The sequence below is a fragment of the Mycolicibacterium litorale genome (assembly GCF_010731695.1).
Lineage (GTDB): Bacteria > Actinomycetota > Actinomycetes > Mycobacteriales > Mycobacteriaceae > Mycobacterium > Mycobacterium litorale.
The window spans coordinates 4,468,379-4,491,264 of record NZ_AP022586.1; the positions used below are offsets into that span (position 1 = coordinate 4,468,379).

General features: G+C 68.1%; 28 protein-coding genes and 2 riboswitches. Of the genes, 9 read left to right on the plus strand and 19 right to left on the minus strand.

Annotated elements, in window-relative coordinates; genetic code table 11:
• The first annotated feature begins 18 nt into the window (after positions 1–18).
• The 3 genes from G6N30_RS21245 to G6N30_RS21255 all read left to right on the plus strand — a co-directional run bounded on the left by G6N30_RS21245 (position 19) and on the right by G6N30_RS21255 (position 2,689).
• A complete protein-coding gene (locus G6N30_RS21245; RefSeq protein WP_134058976.1) occupies positions 19–333 on the plus strand; it encodes a hypothetical protein in 315 nt (104 codons plus the stop codon).
• Positions 334–407: 74 nt separating this feature from the next.
• Positions 408–1,331 (plus strand): NADP-dependent oxidoreductase, encoded by a 924-nt coding sequence (locus G6N30_RS21250; protein WP_134058979.1) that lies wholly within the window; start codon positions 408–410, stop codon positions 1,329–1,331.
• Positions 1,332–1,441: 110 nt separating this feature from the next.
• Positions 1,442–2,689, plus strand: coding sequence for a DUF2252 domain-containing protein (locus G6N30_RS21255; RefSeq protein ID WP_134059323.1), 1,248 nt, complete (start codon positions 1,442–1,444; stop codon positions 2,687–2,689).
• Positions 2,690–2,747: 58 nt separating this feature from the next.
• Here the strand turns inward: G6N30_RS21255 and G6N30_RS21260 are convergent, their stop codons facing one another.
• Positions 2,748–3,275, minus strand: coding sequence for a putative immunity protein (locus G6N30_RS21260; RefSeq protein WP_134059326.1), 528 nt, complete (start codon positions 3,273–3,275; stop codon positions 2,748–2,750).
• Between the two features lie 152 nt (positions 3,276–3,427).
• Here G6N30_RS21260 and G6N30_RS21265 point away from each other — a divergent pair, with 152 nt between their 5' ends.
• The gene (locus tag G6N30_RS21265; RefSeq protein WP_134058982.1) at positions 3,428–4,612 is read left to right on the plus strand and encodes an osmoprotectant NAGGN system M42 family peptidase; all 1,185 of its coding nucleotides are present in this window, start codon (positions 3,428–3,430) and stop codon (positions 4,610–4,612) included.
• 10 nt (positions 4,613–4,622) lie between these two features.
• Here G6N30_RS21265 and G6N30_RS21270 read toward each other — a convergent pair whose 3' ends face one another.
• Positions 4,623–5,054, minus strand: a complete 432-nt coding sequence (locus G6N30_RS21270) for a MarR family winged helix-turn-helix transcriptional regulator (protein ID WP_134058985.1) — start codon at positions 5,052–5,054, stop codon at positions 4,623–4,625.
• 88 nt (positions 5,055–5,142) lie between these two features.
• Between G6N30_RS21270 and G6N30_RS21275 the strand changes: the two genes are divergently transcribed.
• Positions 5,143–6,000, plus strand: coding sequence for an oxidoreductase (locus G6N30_RS21275; protein WP_134058988.1), 858 nt, complete (start codon positions 5,143–5,145; stop codon positions 5,998–6,000).
• Here the strand turns inward: G6N30_RS21275 and G6N30_RS21280 are convergent.
• Positions 5,997–6,473, minus strand: coding sequence for a MarR family winged helix-turn-helix transcriptional regulator (locus tag G6N30_RS21280; protein WP_134058991.1), 477 nt, complete (start codon positions 6,471–6,473; stop codon positions 5,997–5,999). The two genes, G6N30_RS21275 and G6N30_RS21280, sit on opposite strands and share 4 nt — an antisense overlap.
• 90 nt (positions 6,474–6,563) lie before the next feature.
• On the opposite strand from G6N30_RS21280, the gene G6N30_RS21285 reads away from it, so the two are divergent.
• Positions 6,564–7,535: an NmrA/HSCARG family protein gene (locus G6N30_RS21285; protein ID WP_134058994.1), complete on the plus strand. Its 972-nt coding sequence runs from the start codon at positions 6,564–6,566 to the stop codon at positions 7,533–7,535.
• Between the two features lie 7 nt (positions 7,536–7,542).
• Here the strand turns inward: G6N30_RS21285 and G6N30_RS21290 are convergent, their stop codons facing one another.
• Genes G6N30_RS21290 through G6N30_RS21300 form a run of 3 tightly spaced genes read right to left on the minus strand, consistent with a single transcriptional unit; the run spans position 7,543 to position 9,006 of the window.
• On the minus strand, positions 7,543–7,962 hold the full coding sequence (locus tag G6N30_RS21290; protein WP_134058997.1) for a nitroreductase family deazaflavin-dependent oxidoreductase: 420 nt from the start codon (positions 7,960–7,962) through the stop codon (positions 7,543–7,545).
• A 17-nt stretch (positions 7,963–7,979) separates the two neighbouring features.
• Positions 7,980–8,399, minus strand: coding sequence for an EVE domain-containing protein (locus G6N30_RS21295; protein ID WP_234880293.1), 420 nt, complete (start codon positions 8,397–8,399; stop codon positions 7,980–7,982).
• 28 nt (positions 8,400–8,427) lie between these two features.
• A complete protein-coding gene (locus G6N30_RS21300) occupies positions 8,428–9,006 on the minus strand; it encodes a TetR/AcrR family transcriptional regulator (protein WP_134059003.1) in 579 nt (192 codons plus the stop codon).
• Between the two features lie 129 nt (positions 9,007–9,135).
• On the opposite strand from G6N30_RS21300, the gene G6N30_RS21305 reads away from it, so the two are divergent.
• The 3 genes from G6N30_RS21305 to G6N30_RS21315 are packed head-to-tail and all read left to right on the plus strand — an operon-like array spanning position 9,136 to position 11,493.
• On the plus strand, positions 9,136–10,437 hold the full coding sequence (locus G6N30_RS21305; RefSeq protein WP_197906155.1) for a cytochrome P450: 1,302 nt from the start codon (positions 9,136–9,138) through the stop codon (positions 10,435–10,437).
• Positions 10,434–10,634: a ferredoxin gene (locus G6N30_RS21310; protein ID WP_134059006.1), complete on the plus strand. Its 201-nt coding sequence runs from the start codon at positions 10,434–10,436 to the stop codon at positions 10,632–10,634. The genes G6N30_RS21305 and G6N30_RS21310 overlap by 4 nt, the downstream gene beginning before the upstream one ends.
• Before the next feature lie 4 nt (positions 10,635–10,638).
• A complete protein-coding gene (locus G6N30_RS21315) occupies positions 10,639–11,493 on the plus strand; it encodes an SDR family NAD(P)-dependent oxidoreductase (protein WP_134059009.1) in 855 nt (284 codons plus the stop codon).
• A 30-nt stretch (positions 11,494–11,523) separates the two neighbouring features.
• On the opposite strand, the gene G6N30_RS21320 is transcribed toward G6N30_RS21315, so the two are convergent.
• The 13 genes from G6N30_RS21320 to G6N30_RS21380 all read right to left on the minus strand — a co-directional run bounded on the left by G6N30_RS21320 (position 11,524) and on the right by G6N30_RS21380 (position 22,880).
• A complete protein-coding gene (locus G6N30_RS21320) occupies positions 11,524–12,333 on the minus strand; it encodes an MOSC domain-containing protein (protein ID WP_234880294.1) in 810 nt (269 codons plus the stop codon).
• A gap of 37 nt (positions 12,334–12,370) precedes the next feature.
• Positions 12,371–13,402, minus strand: coding sequence for a fused (3R)-hydroxyacyl-ACP dehydratase subunits HadA/HadB (locus G6N30_RS21325; protein WP_134059015.1), 1,032 nt, complete (start codon positions 13,400–13,402; stop codon positions 12,371–12,373).
• 91 nt (positions 13,403–13,493) lie between these two features.
• Complete coding sequence (locus G6N30_RS21330) at positions 13,494–13,814, minus strand: DMT family transporter (protein WP_134059332.1); 321 nt, start codon at positions 13,812–13,814, stop codon at positions 13,494–13,496.
• Between the two features lie 2 nt (positions 13,815–13,816).
• Positions 13,817–14,170, minus strand: coding sequence for a DMT family transporter (locus G6N30_RS21335; RefSeq protein ID WP_134059018.1), 354 nt, complete (start codon positions 14,168–14,170; stop codon positions 13,817–13,819).
• Positions 14,167–14,718: a TetR/AcrR family transcriptional regulator gene (locus G6N30_RS21340; protein WP_134059022.1), complete on the minus strand. Its 552-nt coding sequence runs from the start codon at positions 14,716–14,718 to the stop codon at positions 14,167–14,169. The genes G6N30_RS21335 and G6N30_RS21340 overlap by 4 nt, the downstream gene beginning before the upstream one ends.
• Before the next feature lie 46 nt (positions 14,719–14,764).
• A complete protein-coding gene (locus G6N30_RS21345) occupies positions 14,765–16,150 on the minus strand; it encodes an L-serine ammonia-lyase (RefSeq protein ID WP_134059026.1) in 1,386 nt (461 codons plus the stop codon).
• Positions 16,147–16,548 (minus strand): glycine cleavage system protein GcvH, encoded by a 402-nt coding sequence (gene gcvH / locus G6N30_RS21350; protein WP_134059029.1) that lies wholly within the window; start codon positions 16,546–16,548, stop codon positions 16,147–16,149. The genes G6N30_RS21345 and gcvH overlap by 4 nt, the downstream gene beginning before the upstream one ends.
• A 208-nt stretch (positions 16,549–16,756) precedes the next feature.
• A riboswitch (glycine riboswitch) is annotated at positions 16,757–16,847 on the minus strand.
• Between the two features lie 53 nt (positions 16,848–16,900).
• Complete coding sequence (locus tag G6N30_RS21355) at positions 16,901–17,662, minus strand: energy-coupling factor transporter transmembrane component T family protein (RefSeq protein WP_134059032.1); 762 nt, start codon at positions 17,660–17,662, stop codon at positions 16,901–16,903.
• Positions 17,659–19,149, minus strand: coding sequence for an ABC transporter ATP-binding protein (locus G6N30_RS21360; RefSeq protein ID WP_134059034.1), 1,491 nt, complete (start codon positions 19,147–19,149; stop codon positions 17,659–17,661). The genes G6N30_RS21355 and G6N30_RS21360 overlap by 4 nt, the downstream gene beginning before the upstream one ends.
• Positions 19,146–19,778, minus strand: a complete 633-nt coding sequence (locus G6N30_RS21365; RefSeq protein WP_134059037.1) for an ECF transporter S component — start codon at positions 19,776–19,778, stop codon at positions 19,146–19,148. Before G6N30_RS21365 ends, G6N30_RS21360 begins: the two co-directional genes overlap by 4 nt.
• Before the next feature lie 143 nt (positions 19,779–19,921).
• A riboswitch (TPP riboswitch) is annotated at positions 19,922–20,033 on the minus strand.
• Between the two features lie 30 nt (positions 20,034–20,063).
• Positions 20,064–20,642 (minus strand): nucleoside/nucleotide kinase family protein, encoded by a 579-nt coding sequence (locus G6N30_RS21370; RefSeq protein ID WP_134059040.1) that lies wholly within the window; start codon positions 20,640–20,642, stop codon positions 20,064–20,066.
• Positions 20,643–20,697: 55 nt separating this feature from the next.
• Complete coding sequence (locus tag G6N30_RS21375) at positions 20,698–22,074, minus strand: MFS transporter (RefSeq protein WP_134059043.1); 1,377 nt, start codon at positions 22,072–22,074, stop codon at positions 20,698–20,700.
• Between the two features lie 59 nt (positions 22,075–22,133).
• Entirely contained in the window at positions 22,134–22,880 is a 747-nt protein-coding gene (locus G6N30_RS21380; RefSeq protein WP_134059046.1) for an SDR family NAD(P)-dependent oxidoreductase, read from the minus strand.
• Between the last annotated feature and the right edge of the window lie 6 nt (positions 22,881–22,886).

Sequence of the window (22,886 nt, forward strand, 5' to 3'; positions counted from 1 at the left end):
ATGGAAAGGCCGCGCCCGATGCGCCCCTCGTTCATTCTCGCCACATTCGCCACGTCGGTTGCAGTGGCACTGCTCGGTCCGGCCGCCACAGCGCAGGCCGAAACAGCCCAGGAGACGATCGCTCGTCTGCAGAGTTCGGGTTACACCGTGAACGTCGACCGTGTGGGCAGCGCGCCCCTCGACCAGTGCGTGGTGACCGGGATCCGCAACCCCCAGACGGTGACCGATTACGTCCGTGTCTACGACGGCAGGAACAAAGACGGCAGCCGCGATGTCGACCTCGTGCCCGTCGTCACGAGCAGATCCATCTCGGTGTCGCTGAACTGCGCCTGACTCCTCGCGGGAAGCAGTCGCTCCGTCAACCAGTTGCACGGATGACCGGGGGCCGACTGACTGGAGACGAGAAAATGGCACAGACTGTGCAATTCACCGAGTACGGCGATCTCGACGTCCTGCGGGTGGTCGACGCCCCGCCGCCTGCGCCCGCGGCGGACCACGTGCAGATCGCGGTGCGTGCGGCCGGCGTCAACCCCGTCGACTGGAAGATCGTCACCGGCGAGATGCGCGAGGTGATGCCCGTGCAGCTCCCGGCAGGCGTGGGTTCGGACGTGGCGGGGGTGGTCACCGAAGTGGGCGCCGGCGTCACCGAATGGGCAGTGGGAGACGAGGTCCTGGGTCGGTCGACCACACCCGCGTTCTCCGAATACGCCCTCGCACAGTCGGCAGACCTGGTCCGCAAGCCCCACGGGATCACCTGGGAGGTCGCCGGCTCGCTCGCCGGTGCCGGTGGCACCGCGTATGCGGTCCTGAAGAGGCTGGGCGTCGACACCGGAGACACGCTGCTGGTGCACGCGGCCGCAGGCGGGGTGGGCACCTTCACCGTCCAACTCGCCAAGGCCCGCGGGCTCACGGTCCTCGGCACGGCGAGCGAACGCAACCACGACTACCTCCGGTCGATCGGCGCGATCCCGGTCACTTACGGCGATGGCCTGCTCGACCGGGTCCGTGCGGCCGCCCCGCAGGGCGTCGACGCTGTCCTCGACGCCTCCGGCCGCGGCGAGATCCCGATGTCCATCGAGCTCACCGGGAATCCCGCGAAGGTCCTCACCCTGGTCGCCTTCGACGCCGCCGACACCGGTATCCAGATTCACGTCGACGGTGCCGGACGTGATCTCGGTGCCGCTCTTCGCGAGATCGTCGACCTCATCGAACAACAGCGACTGACCGTGGGGATCGCCCGCGCCTTCCCGCTGGCAGACACCGCCGCGGCCCTGCACGCCAGCCGCGACGGGCACGTCAGCGGCAAGATCGTCGTCCTGCCGTCTCTATAGTGAGGCATGTCGACTTATCGCCCGGACGTACGGTGACGGAGTCCGCGGCCGGCGGCAGCGACCGGGAATCCTTCATCGTGAAAACCCTCGTCGACGCGTTCGCCGATCTCATGGCGGCCGACCCCGGTGCGTTCCGCACGAAGTTCCGCAAGATGGCGGCCGACCCCTTCGCGTTCTTCCGCGGCAGCGCCTGCCTGTTCTACGCCGACGTATCGGTGCGGGAGGACCGGTGGGCCGACGAGCGCACCAGCCGGGTGTGGATCCAGGGCGATCTGCACGCCGAGAACTTCGGTACCTACATGGACGGCGCGGGGACGCTGATCTTCGACGTCAACGACTTCGACGAAGCCTACGTCGGCCATTTCACCTGGGACCTCGAACGTTTCGCCGCCAGCGTCGCGTTGATGTGCTGGCAGAAGGCACTTTCGGACCAGCAGATCTCCGGGCTGATCGAGACTTTCACCCGCGCGTATCTGCGTCAGGTGCGATGGTTCGCAGACGCCGACGACGATCTGAACTTCTCGCTCAACCTGAGCACGGCGCGCGGCGCGGTGCTGTCTGCGTTGCAGTCGGCGCGGTTGTCGACCCGCGCCGGGATGCTGGACCGTCTGACGGTGGTCGACGAGTGGGACCGTCGCTTCCGCGACCTGCCCGGGGTCATCCGACTCGACGACGCCGAGCGTGAGAAGGTCGTCGAGGCGTTCCACCGGTACCTGGACACGATCCCGCGGGCGCAGCGGTTCCGCGGAATCGCCTACGACGTCAAAGATGTCATCGCCAAGACCGGCTTCGGGATCGGCAGCGCCGGGCTGCCCGCCTACACCGTCCTCATCGAAGGTTTCAATCAGGCGCTGGACAACGACGCCGTGCTGTCGATGAAGCAGGGCAACGTGGCAGCGCCGAGCCGCGTGGTCGACGACACCGAAGTCCAGCAGTACTTCCGCCACCACGGGCACCGGACCGCCGTGTCACAGCGTGCGCTGCAGGCACATGCCGATCCGTTGCTCGGGTACACCGACCTCGACGGCGTCGGCTTCGTCGTCAGCGAGATATCGCCGTATGAGGCAGATCTGGACTGGAGCGAACTCACCGATCCGGACGACCTCGCCGAAGTGATCGAACAACTCGGCCGCGCGGTGGCCAAGATGCACTGTGTCAGCGATTCCGACAGCGACCAGTCGCTGGTGGACTTCCAGACCGAGGAGGCGATCGTCGCGGTGATCGGGGCCGACGAGTCCGCGTTCGTCGCGGACATCGTGGCGTTCGGCCTGGAGTATGCCGCGATCGTCCGCGATGACCATCGGCACTTCGTCGAGGCGTTCCGCGAGGGTCGAATCCCCGGGGTCAGCGCCACCTGACACCTGCGGACGGCTCTTCCTTTGGAAGTTCGCACCGCAACATCGGAGCCGGCGACGTTCACGCGTTCCGCAGCGAGGCGTCCAACGCCCGGTAGAGCTGCCCGAGCCGGGTGCGCCCAGCATCCGGCACGGGCATCGACGTGACGACGAGTCGAACATCCTCACTCGAATGTGCGGCTGCCCAATGAATCTCGTCGTCAGCGGCGGCCGGGTCACCGGTGCCGAGTTCACGCGCCCGTGCGGCGTAGACGGCGGGAGCCAGCAGGTGCATGGTCTGCCTGGCCGCCGCGGCACCGGTCAGGTCAAGGTGTGTATAGGCCACCGCCACCGCCATCTGTGCGGCGCGCGCCGCGGACGTGGCGGCGGGGTCGTCCGTTTCGCGAGCGGCGGCCAGGGCAGCGAAAGCGAGTGACCGCATTCGCTTGTCCCGCCGTTCGCCACGGCCGAACGCCCGCGCGGCTTCGATCGCATCCCGTGGCCGCCGGTCATCCGATGCCGCCGACTCGTAGATCGCGAGGACACGCGCCGCACAGTCCGCCGCCCACGTCGCGACGGGTCGCAACGCCTCAACGGTCAGTGCGGCCATCACGCGGGCCTCCGTGCAGCGCGCAGATCGTCGACACCGAACGGCTGCGAGGGTGCGCAAACCGCGGTTAGGCTGCCCATCAGGGGGTCCTCATCTCGCGGCGCAACCGCAGATCGACTGCGATTCGGGGGTCCGAGCGCGGAGGAGACATCATGCGCCAGGACGTCGTCATGCCCGACGCGGACAGCAGCTGGATGATCGACACCTTGCTGGCGCTGTTGCAGACCCCGAGTCCGACGGGGCGCACCGATGCGGTGATGCAGATGATCGGCGAGATCTTCGACGGCTTCGGCTTGTCGTTCTCGCTGACCCGCCGCGGCGCGTTGATCGTCGAGCTGCCCGGGGAGTCGGCGACCACCGACCGGGCGCTGGTGGTGCATGCCGACACCACTGGATGCATGGTGCGCGCGCTGAAGGACAACGGCCGCCTCGAGGTGACCCCCGTCGGCACCTTCTCGGCGCGCTTCGCCGCCGGCGCGCGGGTGCGGATTCTGTGCGAGGACTCCGACGAGTTCGTCACCGGGACCATCATGCCGCTCAAGGCCAGTGGACATGCCTTCGGCGACGCGGTGGACACCCAGCCCACCGACTGGGATCACGTCGAGGTCCGCGTGGACCGGAGGGTCTCCTCACAGGAGGATCTGGTGCGGCTGGGTGTGCGGATCGGTGACTACGCCCCCCTGATGGCCAACCCCGTCCTGACCGAGGACGGGTTCGTCGTGTCCCGCCACCTCGACGACAAAGCGGGCGTCGCGGTCGTGCTCGCGCTGATCAAGAACCTCACCGAGAACTCCATCGATCTGCCGCACCGCACCACGGTCATGGTGACCATCGCCGAAGAAGTCGGCTACGGCGCCAGTACGGGTCTACCCGCAGACATCGCCGAGATGATCACGGTGGACAACGCGGTGTGTGCGCCGGGCCAGCATTCCCGGGAAGACACCGTGACGGTACCGATGTCCGACCTGCACGGCCCCTACGACTATCACCTCACCCGGAAGCTGTGCCGGCTCGCCGACGAGAACGACATCCCGTTCACCCGCGATGTGTTCCGCTACTACAGGTCTGATGCGGCCGCCGCCATCGAAGCGGGCGCGAACACCCGGGCCGCGCTCGTGGGCTTCGGCGTCGACGGCAGCCATGGTTGGGAGAGAACCCATATCGATTCGATGAAGGCCACCTACAGCCTGCTTCACGCGTGGATCCGGTCACCGCTCACATTCGCTCACTGGGATGCCAACCCCTCGGGCGAAGGGGATCTGAGTGACTTCCCCTCGTCGCAGCAACCCGCACCGCGCGAGAAATGGGTTCCGTTGTCACGCAACGACACCAGGTGACCGGACCTGGTCACGCCAGGTGGTCGCCGATCTTGTTGAGCAATGCGGTCAGCTGCTTCTTCTCGTCGCGGCTCAAGCAGGCGAGCATCTCGTGCGCGGCCGCCGTGTAGTCGGCGCGCCAGCTCCGCGCCTGCTGCCGGCCGGCCTTGGTGGTGGTCAATCGCACTGCTCGCCGGTCGTTTTCGTCCGGTGCGCGCGTGACCAGTCCTTCGCGCACCAGCGCGTCGACGAGTGTCGACGCGGTGGCCTGGGTGATGCCCACCGCTCGCGCGACTTCCGCCGAGCGGACCGGCTGCAACCGGTCGATCTCCGCGAGCAGCTTGGATCGGGGGGTGGACACCCCGCGGTCGCCGAGGCGCTCGTCGAACGCGCGAACGACCGACTTGGCAGCGCGGCCGAACGCGTCGGCCACCTCGGCGGCGGTCCGCTTGTCGTCGTCCACGGCGTTTCCCCTCTACTGGTTGACGCAGAATATCAGTGCTCATATAGTTCGATAACAGATAGTTAGAGACCTAAGGAAAGGCGTTCCGATGTCGACGACGTTCCCGCTCGGCCCGTTCACCGTCCATCGCGTCGGATTCGGCGCCATGCAGCTGCCCGGGCCCGGGGTGTTCGGCCCGCCGCGCGACCACGACCAGGCGATCGCCGTTCTGCGGCGCGCAGTCGAACTGGGTGTCGACCACATCGACACCGCGCAGTTCTATGGCCCGAACGTCGCCAACGAGCTGATCCGGGAGGCGCTGTACCCGTATCCGGAGAACCTCGCCCTGGTCAGCAAGGTCGGCGGAAAGCGCGACGACCAGGCCAACTGGCTGCCCGCGCAGGAGCCCGACGAGTTGCGCCGCGACATCGAGGCCAATCTGCACACCCTCGGCGTCGATCGCCTTGCCGCGGTGAACCTGCGGGTCTTCGGCGACGATGCGGCCGGGCCCGCCGCGGTGGATCGCAACCTGTTCGACCGGCAACTGGACGCGATGATCGCCGCCCGCGACGAGGGCCTGATCGCCGGTATCGGGCTGAGCAGCGTCTCGCGCGAGCACCTCGAGATCGCGCTGGAACGCACGGAGATCGCCTGTGTGCAGAACGCGTACAACCTCGCCGATCGCACGTCGCAACCCGTCCTCGACCTCTGCATCGAGCGCAACATCGCGTTCGTGCCGTTCTTCCCGCTGGGTTCGGCGTTCGCCGCGGACAATCCGGTCCTGGGCAACCCGACCATCAAGCGCCTCGCCGGCGAACTGGGGCGAACGCCCGCACAGGTCGCCTTGGCGTGGACGTTGAACGTGGCACCCAACGTCCTGCTGATCCCCGGTACGTCCTCGGTCGCCCATCTGGAGGAGAACCTGGCCGTCTCCGACATCGAGCTGCCGGCGGACCTGGACATCTAGCGCTCCTCCTGGCGGTGCTCCTTGATCGCGGCAATGACCTCGTCGGAAGCCTGGTGGAACACCGCGAGGCGGTCCGGTCCCAGCACGTCGATGAAGAGTTTGCGGACGCGGGCGGCGTTGGCGGGCGCCGAGGACTCGATGGCCGCCTGCCCGGTCGGCGTGATGGCGACGCAGGGGTACCGTGCGCCCGCATCGGGATCCGCTTCGCGGCGGACCAGCCCGCGTTTCTCCATGCGGCTGAGGTGATGGGACAGCCGGCTCTTCTCCCACATCGTGGCCTGGCCGAGTTCGTAGGCGCGCATGCGTCCGCCGGGCGCCTCGGAGAGTTCCACCAAGACCTCGAAGTCGGAGTCCGACAACCCGAAGTCGCGCTGCAGGTATCGGCCCAGATGTCGTTCGAGGAGATGGTGCATGTCGACGAAACTCCGCCATGCCGCCAGCTCGTCCGGGGTGAGGCGCCCTTGCTCGGCCATGCCGTGAAGTGTAGCGGCCTGAGTTGACATATCAACCCGATGCGCTACTGTGGGTCTGGTTGACGCATCAACCTGGAAGAGGTGAGGTTCATGGCAACCAAACAGGTGATCTCCGTGGTGGGGGCGACCGGATCGCAAGGCGGCGGTCTCGTCCGCGCGATCCTCGACGATCCCGACGGGCCGTTCCGAGTGCGGGCGCTCACTCGCAGCGCGCAGTCCGCCTCGGCACGTGAGTTGGCCGCCGCTGGTGCCGAGGTCGTCGAAGCCGACCTCGAGGACGGGCGAAGCCTGCTCGCCGCCTTCGAGGGGGCGCACGGCGCGTTCGTCGTCACCAACTACTGGGCCCCGCAGTCTGCGGAAGACGAGGCTCGGCGGACCCGGGCCGACCGGGAACTCGCCCAGATCGAGACCGCGGCGCGCGCGGCCAAGCAAGCCGGCGTCGAGCACGTGGTCTGGTCGACGTTGGAGGACACCCGCGACCACTTCGGTTCCGACGATCGCGTGCCCACCGTCGACCAGCGGTACAAGGTGCCCCATTTCGATGCCAAAGCCGAAGGCGACGAAGTGTTCCGGCAGCACGGCGTGCCGACCACGTTCCTGCGCACCACGCTGTTCTTCGAGAATTTCACCGGCACGCTGGCACCCCGCCGAGGCGACGACGGCGCTCTCGCGCTGACGTTTCCGATGGCCGACCAGCGACTCTCGAGCATCGCCGTCGCCGACATCGGCAAGACGGCACGGCATCTCTTCGCGCGGGGTGAGCAGTTCGTCGGCGAGACCGTGAGCATCGCAGGCGATCACTTGACCGGCGATCAGTACGCGGCAGCGCTCAGCGCTGCCCTGGGGGAGAGCGTCGTCTACCGGCCTGTGTCGTGGGACGACTTCCGGGCGCAGGGATTTCCCGGCGCAGTCGAGATGGGCAACATGTTCCAGTACTACGCCGAGAACTCCGCCCACTTCGTCGGCGACCGGGAGCTGTCCCGCGTGCGGGAGCTCAACCCGGAGCTGCAGTCCTTCGGCGACTGGCTCGCCCTGCACCGCAACGACTTTCACATCGATTGACGGGCGCCTACTCGACGATGAACACTGGGATCTGTCGAGCCGTCTTCGTCTGGTACTCGGCGTACGGGGGGTAGGCGGCGACCGCCAGCGCCCACCAGTGTTCGCGCTCGTCACCCTCGATCTCCCGCGCGGTGCCCTCGAAGACCTTGTCGCCGTCCTGCACCGTCACCGCCGGATTCGCCTTGACGTTGAAGTACCAGCTCGGATGCTTGGGGTCGCCGCCCTTGGACGCCACCATGGCGTACCGGCCGTTCTCCTCCACCCGCATCAGCGGCACGTACCGCTTCTTGCCCGACTGCGCGCCCGTCGTGGTGAACAGGACGACCGGCCGGTCGAACACCTCGACGCCCTGGGTGGTGCCCTGGGCCAGGATGCGTTCGGTCTGTTCGCGGACCCAGTCGGTGGGGCTCAGTTCTGCTTCGCTCATGCGTGTGTCCAACCGCTTCAGCGCTCAGACATTCCCGGCGGCAGCAGCGCGTCGAGGAGTGCCAGTTCTGCCACGCTCACCCACGAGGGGTTCGACTGCTGGGGTGATCGGAAGACCTCCATCGAGCGCAGGCCCACGATCGAGGACAGTACGGCGGCCGTGAGCGGTTCGGCGAACAACGGGATGTGAACCGGCACATGCAGTTGCCCGCCCTCCTCCGTCACCTCCGCGGTGATCCGCCCGGCACCCCAGAAACCCCGCCGGGGGTGTGCCGAGACCCAGAAGAGCACCCGGTGGCCCGGCTCCATGAGTCGCGACCGATAGTTGTCGGCGACGCACCAGTGCGGCTTGGTCTCGCCCGCCGCCAGCATCGCATCCACCGGCGTCTTGCCCGGATTGCACTTGATGACCCACGCCCCGAGCGTCTCGGGCGTCACACTCCGCCGGGATCGGCGGCCCGCTCCGTCAGCGCCCGGCACGTGAGCCGCGCAATCCGAGTGTGCGGCGGCCCGCCGCGACGAGTTGGTCGCGCAGCGTCTCGTCGTCCACATCGCCGTAGTCGACGCCTGCGGCGGACGCGATGCCCGACATGACCAGGGCGGCCTTCACCTGGCCGCTCAAGCCCGGTTCGACGTCGGCGAACAGCCGCATCTGGCGCTCGACCAGTGCGCGCCACTCCTGTCTGGTGCGCAACAGTTCGACGACGCCGGGGTCGCCGGTGAGCAGCGGTATGAGCGCACGGTTTCGTGCGGCGAGGCCCGCGTATCCGACCAGCATGTGGTCGGCGCGTGCGTGCGGGGTGCGGTGTGTCTCGGCCGCCTCGACGAGTGCGGTGACCTCGGCGATGACCGGTTCCATCACGGCGCTCAACAATTCGTCGCGAGTGCGGAAGTGGTGGTATATCGCCGATTTCGTCAATCCGAGTTCGTCGGAGATCATCTGCAACGACGTACCGGCGACGCTGTGCTGCTGGAACAGCTCGATCGCGACGTCGATGAGCCGCTGCCGGGTGGGGCCACCGGTCTCCACGGAGTGGCTGGTCACATCTCTGCCTCACGGTCGGCTGTCTTACAGGCTCACCATAGCTGACCAACCGTACAGCCGTCTCCTGTACGGTTGGTCAGTAGACAACTGTACGATTGGTCAGGCGCAGCGACTTCAAGGAGCCCCAGGATGACAACTCAGGACTCACCGCGGGCTTCCGTGACCCTGCTGGACACCTTGGACTTCTTCCACAACGAGGCGCTGATCGACGACCCGTATCCGGTCCTCGACCGGATGCGCGAGGCGAGCCCGGTGTTTCGCGAACCGGTACACGGCGTCATGGTGGTCACCGGGTACGACGAAGTGCTGACCGTCGTCGGCGACCCCGACACGTTCTCGTCGTGCAACTCCACGACCGGGCCCATCCCGGGCTTCCCCGTACCCCTGGAGGGGCTCGACGGCGACGAGGTCAGCGCGCTGATCGACGCGCACCGTGGCGACCTGCCCTTCGGTGACCAACTCCCGTCGTTCGATCCGCCCGTGCACACCGCACACCGGTCGCTGCTGTCGCGTCTGATCACCCCCAAGCGGCTCAAGGAGAACGAGGAGTTCATGTGGCGGCTCGCCGACCGCGTGCTCGAACCGTTCGTGATGCGCGGCGGCGGGGAGTTCATCGGAGAGGTCGCCGGCCCCTTCGCGCTGTTGGTGATCGCCGACCTGCTGGGCGTGCCCGAAGACGACCACGCCGACCTCACCGAGGCGCTGACCGGGAACCACTCCCTCGGCAGTACCGATGACGAGACCGTCATGGCGCATACTCCGCTGGAGTACCTCTACGCGCGCTTCACCGACTACATCGCCGCACGGCGGGTCACGCCCGGCGGCGACGTCATGACGGAGATGGCGCACGCGACGTTCCCGGACGGTTCCACGCCGGAGGTCATCGACGTCGTGCGCGTCGCGGCCAACCTCTTCTCGGCCGGTCAGGAGACCACCGTGCGGCTGCTCTCCTCGGCGCTCAAGGTGCTCGCCGAGGACCGCGCACTCCAGGACCGCCTGCGGAGGACTCCCGCAGACATCCCCAACTTCATCGAGGAAGCGCTGCGGTTCGAAAGCCCCATCAAGGGCGATTTCCGGCTGGCACGGGCCGCGGCCACGGTCGGCGGCGTCGACATCCCCGCCGGCACCACGCTGATGGCGCACTACGGTGCGGCCAATCGCGACCCCCGCCAGTTCGACAACCCCCACGTCTTCGACCCCGACCGCCCGAATGCCCGGCGCCACATCGGATTCGGCCGGGGAGTGCACAGCTGCATCGGGGCGCCGCTCGCCCGCGCCGAGGGCCGGGTGATCATCCAGCGACTGCTCGAGCGGACCGCCGACGTCACGATCGACGCCGACGCACACGGCCCCGCCCACGATCGGCACTTCGACTACGTGCCCACCTACATCCTGCGCGGGCTCAGCACGCTGCACGTGGCCGTCGAATGAGGGTCTTCGTCGACGACGATGCGTGCCGCGGCCACGGCGTCTGCGCCGCGGTGTGCTCCTCGGTGTTCGTCATCACCGACGGTGGCTACGCCGAGGCCATCCGGTCTGAGATCCCCTCGGACGACGAGGCCTTCGTTCTCGAGGCCGCAGAGGGCTGCCCGGAGCGGGCCATCCATTTCCACGACAGCGAAGGGTAGACACATGTCGATCGATTTCCATCAGAAGGACCGCAACGCGCTCGACCTGTCCGGCAAGGTCGTCGTCGTCGTGGGCGGGGGCCAGCAACCGGGCCCCGGCATGGGGAACGGACGTGCCATCTGCATTCTCGCCGCGCGTCACGGCGCCCAGGTGGTGGCCGTCGACCGCAACCTCGATGCCGCCAACGAAACCGTCGACATGATCACCGCCGAGGGCGGCAGCGCCTACGCCATCGAAGCCGACGTCTCCAAAGAGGCCGACTGCCAACGCATATTCGACGAGACGATGAAGACCAGCGGCCGTGTGGACGGCATGGTGTACAGCGTGGCGGTCAATCCGCCGTTCGACTTCGAGTCGAACTCGATGTCGGTGGAGAACTTCAACTACGGCATCAACGTCAACATGCTCGGCTGCTATCACTGCAATCTCTTTGCCGCGCAGTGCATGGAGAAGAACGGCGACGACACCAACGGCAGCATCGTCAACATCTCGTCGATCGCGAGTGTGAAGAACGAACTCGGCCTGAACATCGGCATCATGCCCTACGCGCTGGGCAAGTGCGGGCTCAACCGGATCACCGAACTGACCGCCGTGCAGTACGCGGGAGTCGGCGTCCGGGTCAACACGCTGATGTTGGGGCCCATCGATTCCGTGCTGGGCAACCACGACTCGCAGTCGCTGTTCGGCCTCGACGCCGGCGAGGTCAAGGAGGCCTACGCTGATGTCGTCAAGCTGAAGATGGGCCGCGGCAGCGTGTGGGAATCCGCTTATGCCGCAGTGTATCTCCTCGCCGACGAGTCACGGTTCATGACCGGCCAGCAGATCCGCCTGGACGGCGGCGCGACCCTGGTGCGGTGATCGCGAACCGCGCGGGCACGGTGTGCGCGCTCAGCCGACCCGAACCTCGTCGCCCTCACTGACCGCGCCGCCGGTGAGCACCTCGGCGTACAGACCGGCGCAGGGCAGGACACCGAATCCCGGTGCCTCCACCCGGTTGTGCTCGAGCACGTAGCGAACCGACTGCGGAGACCGCGGCATCGGGCCGTGCTCCAGGGTCGGGACCGAGCACCGCGGTGTGGGCATCGTTCCGCGCAACTCGACGTCGCCGAGGCGGATCGTGACGCCGACCCAGTCGTTCTCGATGAAGGGCGGGCAGTCGGCCGGCGTCTCGATCACGATGTTGGGGCGATAGCGCACCGCTTCGTCGCGCTCGAGGCCCACGGCGTCCAGGGTCGCGGTGGTGATCAGGTGGACCGCCGAGTGGTCGACGAATGCGCCGCCGGGCGTGCCCTGGGCGATCTCCAAGATCGCGGCCTCGATCTCGGCATCGAGGCCATGGGCCAGCACGTCGAGCGGATCGCTTCGCTCGACAACAGCCCCGGCGGACCGTTCGTCGGCCAGGTGCACGCGCCGGCCGAGCAGGTCGGACAGCGGCTCGGCGACCTCGGCGACGGGCAGGATGCGCCCGTCGGGCAGGGTGACCGCGACAGCGTTGGCCTCGGTGGCCGCCGAACACTGCAGCAGCCGCCGCCAGAGGCGGGGGTTCTTGGCGGTGGCGACCCTGCCGGTCTCGTCGTCGATCAGCGCATAGCGCCGGTCGCCCGCCACCCCGAGCGGAGTCAGGTCGAGCGTCGCGCGGACCTCGCCCAGCATGGACTTCACCGGGTAACGGCGCAGCGTGGCCACCCTGCCGGTCATCTGGGTATTCGTCGACATAGCCGCAACAACCAGGCGGTCAGCTGAAGCGGACGTTCAGCGTCGCCAGGCCGAAGATCTTCCTGCCGCCTGACTTCGCCGAGACCACGATGACACCCGAGCGGGTCTGCGGGTCCAGCGATTTCACGCGCCCACCGAACTCGATGTCGGCGCCCTCCTTGGCGGACACGATGGCCGGTTGGGACAGGCGGATGGCGTAGCGGGTCACCGCCCCGGGGTCGCCCGTCCATGCGGAGGCGAATCCGGCGCCGAGACCCATCGTCAGCATGCCGTGGGCGATCACATCGGGCAGGCCGGCCAGCTTGGCGATGTCCTCGTCCCAGTGGATCGGGTTGGCGTCACCGGCCACGCCCGCATAGTTGACGAGGTCACCGCGGGACAGCCGGGCATGGCGCACGGCCAGCTCGTCGCCGACCTTCACATCCTCGAAGGACGGTGTCCCCGGTGTGCGGGTCGCGCCGCCCTCGGAAATGCGGATCTCACCGTCGGGACGCACCGTCTTGCGGTAGTCGGCGTCCGAACCCCCGATGTCGAGGATGTTCATGTCGTGCATCATCGCGTTCTGCACGGCCGTCTTCACGCCCGCGTCGATGTCCTCGGCGGTGACACCGACGACTGTGGTGTGCAGCGTGTGCACCCGCTCGCCGTCGGTGTCGGTGAACGTGTTGGTCACGGTGATGAAGTCCCGGCCCGCGGTGCGCCGCACAGACGTCAGCTCGACATCGATGAGCAGCTCGTCGCCCGCCACGATCGGGCGGTGCTGTTCGAAGACCTCTTCGGTCTGCAGGTAGGTGTCGTAACCGACGACGATCTCTTCGAACATGCGGCGATTGCACTGCATGCCCGGCGCGGAGGTGAAGGTCAGCGGCGCGATCACATCGGAGAAGCCCAACTTCTGTGCAGCGGCGACGTCCCAGTGCGCGGGGTGGTAGTCCTGCACCGCACGCGCGTACTCGCGGACCTTCTCGCGGCCGACGAGGTAGGTGCCGTCCATCTGGTAGTAGTGGCCCACCCGGGCTTCGAGCGGGGACGCTTCTGCTGCTGCGGTCATGAATAGCTCAACTCTTCTATCGGCTGGTTCGCTGAGGCCGACTCAAGCACCCTAACGCGCTGGCGTGGCCGCCCTTCACCGACGCCTGGCTTCAGTGACCTGCGCCGATCTCCATGAGGAGCACTCCAACCATGACGAACGCGATGCCGGTGAGCATCCTGCGCGTCAGCGGCTCGTCGAACAGGAACCGCGACGCCGCTGCGGTGAGGGCCACGCCCGCCGCGGCCCAGACGCCGTACGCCACTCCGAGGGGCATGCCGTGCCGGAGCGAACCGGCCAGGGCGACGAACGCGAGCACGTAGCCCACGGCCACCACCGCGTAGAGCGGCGGCCGTCCGTTCGCGGCCACCCGCAGGGTCAGGGTGCCGAGGACTTCGCAGACGATGGCGCAGAGCAGGAGCAGGTACTGCATCGTCACGCGTTCTCGGGCAGGCTTCGCTGCGCATCGTCAGGACGTGGCGAGCCCGTTTCGATGAGCAGCACCCCCACGATGATGCAGGCCAGTCCGATGCCCATCGTGACGGTGAACGCCTCGCCGAAGATCACGGTGGACAGGACCGCGGTGGCGGCCACGCCCGATGCGGCCCAGATCCCGTAGGCCACCCCGAGACCCAGGCCGCGTTTGAGGACGACGGTCAGGAACACGAAGGCGCCGACGTAGCCGAACCCGACGATCGCGTAGAGCAGGGGCCTGGTCTCCGACCCTTTGAGCGACAGCGTGGCGGCCACTTCGCAGGCGATCGCCGCGATCAAGTACAGCCAAGTCATGAATCGTCCGTTCCTATGAGGTCCAGCGCGACGGCCAGGACGTCGGGTTGTTCGGCGTCGCTCAGCGCGAACGTGGCACTGGCCTGCGCGAGCCAGGCGCCGTCGGCGACCAGGCGTGCGGCGTTGAGCCGTGCGCGTTCGGCCGGGGGCATGTCGGTGGGAACCTGCACCCACCGGGAGAAGTGCTCGGTCCACCGTCGGGTCATCTGGTCGACGAGCCGTGGATCGCCGAACATCACCAGATCCGAGCGCTGGTGCGGACCCTCGACCGCCCACTGCACATAGGCGCGCAGCCGCTGCCGGGCCGACGCCTGCTCGATCGGGATGTCGAGCCGCTGGCTCAGCTGCTGTTCCGCCGACCTCGCGACATGGTCGACCAGCCCGTCCATCAAGGCCTGTTTGGTGGGGAAGTGGTACATCAACCCGGGTTTGGTCAGGCCGGTGCGGTCGGCCACGGATTCGAGCGAGATCGGGGCACCCTCGTCGAGCAGGGCGCGGGCCGCGACGAAGATGGCCTCGACAGATGAGGGTCGCCCCCGTGCGGTCACCCGATTTACTTTACCGTCCGGTTGGTAAAGTAAATCCTCTAGGTATTCAGCACTCGACCAGGTTCACCGATACGTTGACGGCGAGGCCCCCGGTCGAGGTCTCCTTGTACCGGGAGTGCATGTCGGCGCCCGTGGTGCGCATCGTCTCGATGACCTGGTCCAGGCTCACGCGGTGGGTCCCGTCGCCGCGCAGCGCCATGCGCGCGGCGTTGATCGCCTTGCCGGCCGAGATGGCATTGCGCTCGATGCACGGGATCTGCACCAGCCCCGCGATGGGGTCACACGTCAGCCCCAGGCTGTGTTCCATCGCGATCTCCGCGGCGTTCTCCACCTGATGGGGCGTGCCGCCCAGCACTTCGGCCAACCCGGCGGCGGCCATCGCGGCCGCCGAGCCGACCTCGCCCTGACAGCCGACCTCGGCGCCGGAGATCGAGGCGCGCTCCTTGAACAGCGACCCGATGGCGCCCGCGGTCAGCAGGAACCGGACGGCTGTGTCGTCCGGATTCTCCGTGCCGGCCCGGGTGTAGTGCACCGCGTAGTGCATGACGGCCGGCACGATGCCGGCAGCGCCGTTGGTGGGTGCGGTGACGACGCGTCCGCCGGTCGCGTTCTCCTCATTGACCGCGAGTGCAACGAGATTGACCCAGTCCTCGGCGAATTCCGGTCGGCGTTCCGGGTCCTCGGCGCGAAGGCGCTCGTACCACGACTTGGCGCGACGCCGGACCCCGAGCGCGCCCGGGAGCAGGCCGTCGCGGCGGATGCTGCGCTGCTCACACTCCACCATGACGTCGCGGATGTCTAGCAACCTGGACCGGATCTCACCCCTTGTGCGGCTGTAGGTTTCGTTGCGGAGCACGACCTCGCTGATCGGGATGTCCAGGCGGTCGCAGATGCCGAGCAGTTCGGCACCCGAGCCGTAGGGCAGCGGTACCGGTCGCGCGGTGTGGCGGTCGTCGTGGGCCGAACCCTCGGTGACGACGAACCCGCCGCCGACGGAGAAGTAGGTCTCGGCGGCCAGCACGTCGCCGCGCGCGTCGAGAGCGGTGAAGCGCATCCCGTTGCTGTGCGTGGGCAGCACGGTTGCGGGATGGAGGGCGATGTCGCGTTCGCGCAGCCGCACGGGCACGGTCGCGTCCACTCTGACGACCCCGGTCTGCTCGATCTCGCGGGCCCGCGATTCCTTGTGCCGCGTGGGAATCGTCTCGGGTCGGCAGCCCTCCAGTCCCAGCAGGATGGCCGCCATCGTGCCGTGCCCCGCGCCGGTGGCGGCCAGCGACCCGTAGAGGTCGACGCGCATGCCGGCGAGTGCCCCCAGCCGGCCTCCGTCCCGCAGCATGCCGACGAACTGATTGGCCGCGCGCATCGGTCCGACCGTGTGAGAACTCGACGGGCCGATGCCTATCGAGAACAGGTCGAACACGCTGACGGTCATGACGAGGCTTCGTTCGCTTCGGCGTATTCCGCGGCGGTCAGCAGCGGACCGACCGCGGTCACGTCGACCGTGAAGAGCCATCCCGCGCCGTAGGGGTCGGCGGACACCAGGCCGGGGTCCTCGACCGCGGCGGTGTTGATCTCGGTGATGGTTCCGGTCACCGGGGCGACCAGGTCGGACACCGACTTGGTGGACTCCACCTCACCGCAGGCCGCTCCGGCGGTGACCTCGGCGCCCACCTCCGGCAGGTCGAGGAACACCAGGTCGCCGAGTGCTTCGGCGGCCACCCGGGTGATACCGACTCGGACGGGGTCGACGGGCACCTCCGCGGAAGTGAGGGTCACCCACTCGTGGTCGGCGCTGTACAGACGGTCGACGGGAAGCTCGGTGGTGGTCACGGTGATGTCCACCCGGCGAGGTCGGTGAACGTGGCGACGAGTGCGGGACATCGGGACATGAGGGCAGCTCCAGGGTTCGAGAGCCCGGACCACACCGGGCTGGCGCCCTCCCCGCTCTGTCCGGGAACCTGAGAGTCTGAGACGCCGCAGCGGCGTCGTACACCTTCGGTCAGACCGGTCGTGCGACCGGTCTAGTCTCCAGAGTTGCCTCGGCGTCGCGGTACTGGGGCCTGAGAGATTCCCGGGGAGGAGATTGCTCCTACGGCGCCTCGAATTCGAGGTTCTCCCACAACGCTTCAACGGCGTATTCAGTTCGTTGAGTCCACAACATACACACCCGCTCGATCGTCGGCTACCCCCCGATGAAGCTCCACGCGCCGGAGACGACCGAGACGGCGACCGACGCCACGGCGATGGCGATGCCCGCCGCCACGAGAGCGAATTCGGGTGCACCGAAGGTGGACGGACGCGCCCATGTGCGGCCGGGGTAGGCGCCGAATCCCCGCGCTTCCATCGCGGTTGCCAGTTTGGAGCCGCGGCGCAGCGCGAAGACCAGCAAGGCGAACGCCTGACCCAGCGCTCGCCGCAGCCGGGCGTGGTCGGCGACGCCCCGCGCCCTGCGCGCGTAGCCCAGGTACCGCCAGTCCTCCCGCAGCAACCCGACGAGGCGCATTCCGGCCAGCGCGCCGACGACGAATCGCGAGGGCAGCCGCAGGATCTGACCCAGCCCGTCCGCCAGTTCGGTCGGCTGCACGTCGAGGAACAGGAACACCGACGGCAGGGCGATCGCCAGCACACGCAGGAACATGGCCAGCGCCAGCGCGATGGAGCCGTCACTGACGTTGATCAGCAGGAAATGCCAGTGCACGGTGCCGCCGACCTCGCCGTAGAGCAGGTTGGTGAGGGCGGTCAGGCCGGCCGCGACCGTGATGAGACCACCCCGAATCAGGAAGGGCCGCAACCGAACCCCGAGCGCGACGAACAGCGGTATCTCGAGCACGAGCGCGGTGAGAGCCGAAACCCAGTCGACACTCAATACGAGCGCGACGGCGATCACCGCCGCGGTCAGCAGCCGCGCGACCGGGTTCACCGAACGGCGGGCGTCGACGCTCATAGTGCGGTGCTCGGTGAGCCGACGGCGGCGAGCGGGAGCTCGATGCGGTCGTCGGCGAGGAGTTCGACGAATTCGGCGTCGTGGGTGACGGCGACCACCGCGGTGCCGTCGTCGGCGATCTCGGCGAGCAGGTGGATCAGCTCCGCCCAGGTGCGGCGGTCCTGACCGAACGTCGGTTCATCGAGGACGATGACACCCGGCCGCGTCATCAGCACGGTGGCCACCGACAGCCGGCGCTTCTCTCCGCCGGAGAGCGTGTACGGGCTCTGGTCGGCCAGGTGGGCGAGACGGAGCCGCTCGAGCAGGGCGTCGCCCAGTGCGGCCGTCTCTACCGGGTCACGTTTGAGTGCTCTTGGGCCGAGGGTGATTTCGTCGCGCACGGTACCGGCCAGGAACTGATGTTCGGGGTCCTGGAAGACGCTCGTGATCCGGGTGAGGAGCTCCTTGGAGCGCCAGCGGACCGGTTGCCGGTTCTTCGCCGACGGGGCGAAGGCGGCCGCGGCTTCGAAGGTGCCGCCGAGTGGTGGCAGCAGTCCACCGACGGTCAGCGCGAGGGTTGACTTGCCCGAGCCGTTCGGTCCGGTGACCGCGGTGATTCGGCCGCGCCGCAGATCGAAGCCCAGCCCGTCGTGCAGGGCCGGACCCGGACGGTAACCGACCGCCAGATCTCCGGCGGTCAGCAGCGGTTCGGCGCACGCGGGAGGAGTACGGGTGATGACCGGGACAGGACCGTCGGGCACCCAGATGCCAGCCTCGAGCAGTCGTGCGCTCTCCCGCCGCACCGTCTGTTCCGGTGAGCCGTCGGCGACGATGCCGCCGTTCTCACCCAGGACGATGACCCGGTCGATGACCGGCAGCCAGACCTTCGTGCGGTGTTCGACGACGACGACCGTGGCGCCGGTCAGGTCGGCCGCGGCGGTGACGGCGTCGCGCACCTCGGCGACGCCGTCGGGGTCGAGGTTGGCGGTGGGCTCGTCGAGCAGGATGAGACCCGGGTGCATCGCCAGCACACCGGCCAGGGCGAGGCGTTGCTTCTGCCCGCCCGACAGGTGCGCGGTGTCCTGGGTGAGCGGCAGGGTCAGCCCGACCGCGCGCAGCGCATCGTGCACACGCGGCCAGATCGCCGCGCGGGGGACGCGGAAGTTCTCCATGCCGAACGCGACATCGTCGCCGACGCGGGACAGGATGACCTGGGAGTCGGGATCCTGCAGCACCATCCCGATCCGGGAGCGCTGGTCGGCCGGTCGCACGCCGTCGACCAGCAGCCGTCCTGTCTGCCGGCCGTCCTCGGCACTGTCGAGCAGGCCTGCCAGACCGTGCAGGAAGGTGGACTTGCCCGACCCTGAGGGGCCGAGCAGCAACACCCGTTGGCCGGATTCGATGGACAGACTCAGGTCGTGGACCGCCCAGCTGTGCTGTCCGGCGTGTTGCCAGCCCCAGCCCTCGGCGGTCACGTCCGCACCGCCGGGCCGGCGCTGCGCACTCATCGGGCTGGGCGGCTGAGCATCATCCGGCCCGACTCGAACCGGCTGAGTGCTCCGGTCTTCGCCAGCGCCTTGACCGCGAACCACGAACCGGCTCCGGCGATCACGGCACCCGACGCAATGCCCGAGACCGTGTAGATGGCCTTGAACGCCGTGGTGGCCTCTGGGTACCAGAGGATGACTTCGTTGACGCCCATCGCCAGGCCGGCGACCGCCCCGGCGAGCACGGCCACCGGGAGGTTCCAGCGGCGGTAGAGGAACAGCGCGAAGACCAGTTCGGCCGCGAGGCCCTGCACGAGCCCGAACTCGATGGTCAGTACGCCCCACTGGTTCCCGACGAGCGCGGACACGGTCGCGGCGACCACCTCGCCGAACACGGCGGCACCCGGTTTGCGGATCACCAGCGCCACGAGCACGCCGGCGAACAGCCAACCCCCGCCTGCCAGCGCCTGCAGGCCCGGCACCAGCGCCTCCAGCGGCGCGGTGAGCGGATTCGACGCGACGTTCCAGAAGACGAAGACCAGACCGGCGGCCACCGAGAGCACGCTCGCGACGACGATGTCGATGACCCGCCATCGCCACGGGGTGCCGGTGGTGCGCTCGGGATCAGTGGTGTGTTGTTGCCGGCCCATGAGGCCTCCTTGTCTTCGTTGAGCCCACGATCCGCTGCCGAACGGGGCCCGAAGTGTGAAATGCGCTGCGAGTCAGCGGTATTCGCGGACGCGGCACACAGTGCTGTGTGCGCGGCGCTACGGGATCGGTGGAAAGTCGAGAACAGCCGTCATGCGCATCTCCCTACGCCGGCATTACCCGGTCAGGTTCGTACGGTCGACGGCGCGTCAGCCGTCCTCTCAGCGCACTCGGTGTGCGCTCCCGTGTGGTTCCGCCTCAAGTTAGCGCAAGACGGTTGTGCACCGCTACACCGGGCGACGGTTGCCCGCGGTCCAGACCAGCCCGTCCGTGGTTTCGGTGACCACGATGTCGGCGACCGAGTGGGGTGTGTGCCGGGCAATGTGGTCGTCCTCCTGGGCCGCCCAGCGTTCCCAGTGCGGACGGTAGAGCTCGCCGTCACGCGCAAGTGCGCGCTGCTTGCGGATGTCGTCGGGGGTGTCGACCCAGATGCCGAGGCCGGCCGTCGCGCGGCTGGCGGGGGACAGCGCCCCGACACCTTCCAGGATCAGCCGCTGTGCGGGTTCGACGGTGTGCCAGCCGGCGGCGGTGTTCGTCGCCCAGTCCCAGCGCCGCCACCTGCCGGGGCGCCCGTCGGCGCGGGGTCGCAGCAGTTCGTGCAGGACGTGGTCGATGGCCCAGGCCAGCCCGTCCCACCCGGGATAGATGTCATCGAGCCGGACCACGACGCTGGATTCCCAGCGCGTGGCGAAGCGGTCGGCCAGCGTCGACTTGCCCGAACCGGACCGTCCGTCGATCAGTACGGTCGTCGCGTGGTCGGCGGTCAGGCCGTGGACCACGCGCTCGAGTGTCACACCGGTTCCCATGTCGGGCTCGAACGTAGCAGCGCCGACCGGACGGGATCCCCGCCGAAAACCCGGTTCAGCCGTGGGACGGCGACCGGTTCTCCGCGGGATCCTCCGAGCCGGGGAGGCCCTTGAGCTCGGCGTCGATCTCGTCGAGCTCGAGATGCCTGCGGTCGCGGGCGAACGAGATGGCGACCATGGCGACAACCGTTGTCAGGATGGCGAATACGATGACCATCCACAGATCTCCGTCGGCCCACAGGACCATGGCGCTGGCAAGCGCAGGGGTGAAACTGGCCAGCAGGATCGACGCCATCTGGTAGCCGATCGAGATTCCGGAATAGCGCACGGCAGTGGGGAACAGCTCGCAGTACAGGGCGGGCAGCGGGGCGTAGACCATCGCGTGGCCCAGCGCCAGGAAGATCGTGACGCCTGCGACGATCCCCCACAGCTGTCCGGTGTGCACGAGCGCGAAGATCGGCCACGCCGTGACGACGATGATCCCGCCTCCGATGAGGAAGGTCTTCACCCGGCCGATGCGGTCGGAGAGTCGCCCGAACACCGGGATCATGACGATGTTCGCCGCGGCGCCCACCATGGACGCGATCAGACCGTACGAACGCGGTGCGTCGAGCGTGGTCGTCACGTAGGACAGTACGAAAGTGGTGAAGAGGTAATAGTTTCCGGCTTCGGCGAACCGACCGAAGATCGCGATCAGCAACGGCTTCTTGAAGTTGCGGAACAGCACCACGGCGGGCGCCTTCCGCTTCTCGATCTCCAACTCCATCTTGGCCTTCTCCGTCAGGAACGCGGGGCTCTCGGCGGCCCGGAGACGGATGTACAGGCCGACGAACGCGAGCACGATCGCCATGAGGAACGGTATGCGCCAGCCCCATTCGTCGAAGGCGTCACCGGAGATCCACGACGACAGCGACACCACGGCGGTGCCCAGCAACAGCCCGGCGGACACGCCGATCTGTGGCCAGGAGCCGAACAGCCCCCTCTTGTCACGTGGTGAGTTCTCGACGGCGATGATCGCGGCGCCGCCCCACTCGCCGCCGACGGCGAAGCCCTGCGCCAACCGCAGCACGCACAGAAGTAGGGGCGCGGCGACACCGATCTGGGCGTAGGTGGGGAGGAAGCCGATCGCCGCCGTGGCCACCGTCATGATCGTGAAGGTCATGATCAACGTGGCTTTTCGGCCGATCCGGTCCCCGAGGTGACCCGACACAAAAGCCCCGACGGGCCGGGCCAGGAACCCGACACCGAACGTCGCCAGAGAAACGATCTGACCCACCGCGCCAGGTAGATTCGGGAAGAACAGGTGCCCGAAGACGAGCGCGGCCGACGTCCCGTAGACGGTGTACTCGTACCATTCGACGATTGCGCCGATGGTGCCGGACTGCACGGAGCGCCGGCGGAGTTTCTCCGGCGTCAGGGTGGCGGTGGCCATGATTCTCCGATCAAATGAGGTGGCGTCGTGTGTGGCGGCGCCGATTGTGCTTCGGGTGTTCAGCGGATGGTGTATCCGCCGTCGATGACGATGGTGTGGCCGGTGATCAGGGCCGCCGCGTCGCTGAGGAGGAAGACGACGGCGCCCGCGATGTCGTCGGGCTCGCCGAAGCGACCGGAAGGTATTCGGGACAGCAGTTCACCGGCCCACTCCGGGCGGCTCAGGGTTGATTCGGTCAGCTCGGTGCGCACGAACGTCGGCGCCACCGCGTTGACCCGGATGCCCCTCGACGCCCATTCCAGGGCAAGCTGTTTCGTCAGATGGATCAGGGCGGCCTTGCTCGTCCCGTAGGCGGCCCGTTCTTCGATGGCGACCACGCCGGCCTGAGACGCGACGTTGACGACCGCGGCCCGACCCGACGACGCCAGCCATGCCTTCGCCAGCTCGGTGGTGAGGAAGAACTGGCCGCGAAGGTTCGTGTCGAGCACGGCGTCCCAGTCTTCTTCGGTGACACCGACCGCGGGCTTGGGGATGTTGATGCCCGCATTGTTGACCAGCAGGTCGATGCCTCCGCTGCGGTCGAGGAGGTCGGCGACGCCGGTGCGCATCGCGGCCGTGTCCGTCACGTCCACGGTGACCGGGAAGGTCCCGTACCGATGGGCGATGGATTCCGCAGCGTCGCGGTCCCGGCTGGTTCCGTAGACGACGGCGCCTGCCTCGGCGAGGCCATCGGCGATGGCCTTGCCGAGACCGCGACCGGCCCCTGTCACCAGGGCGGACTTGCCCTTCAGGTCGAAACTGACCATGGCGTG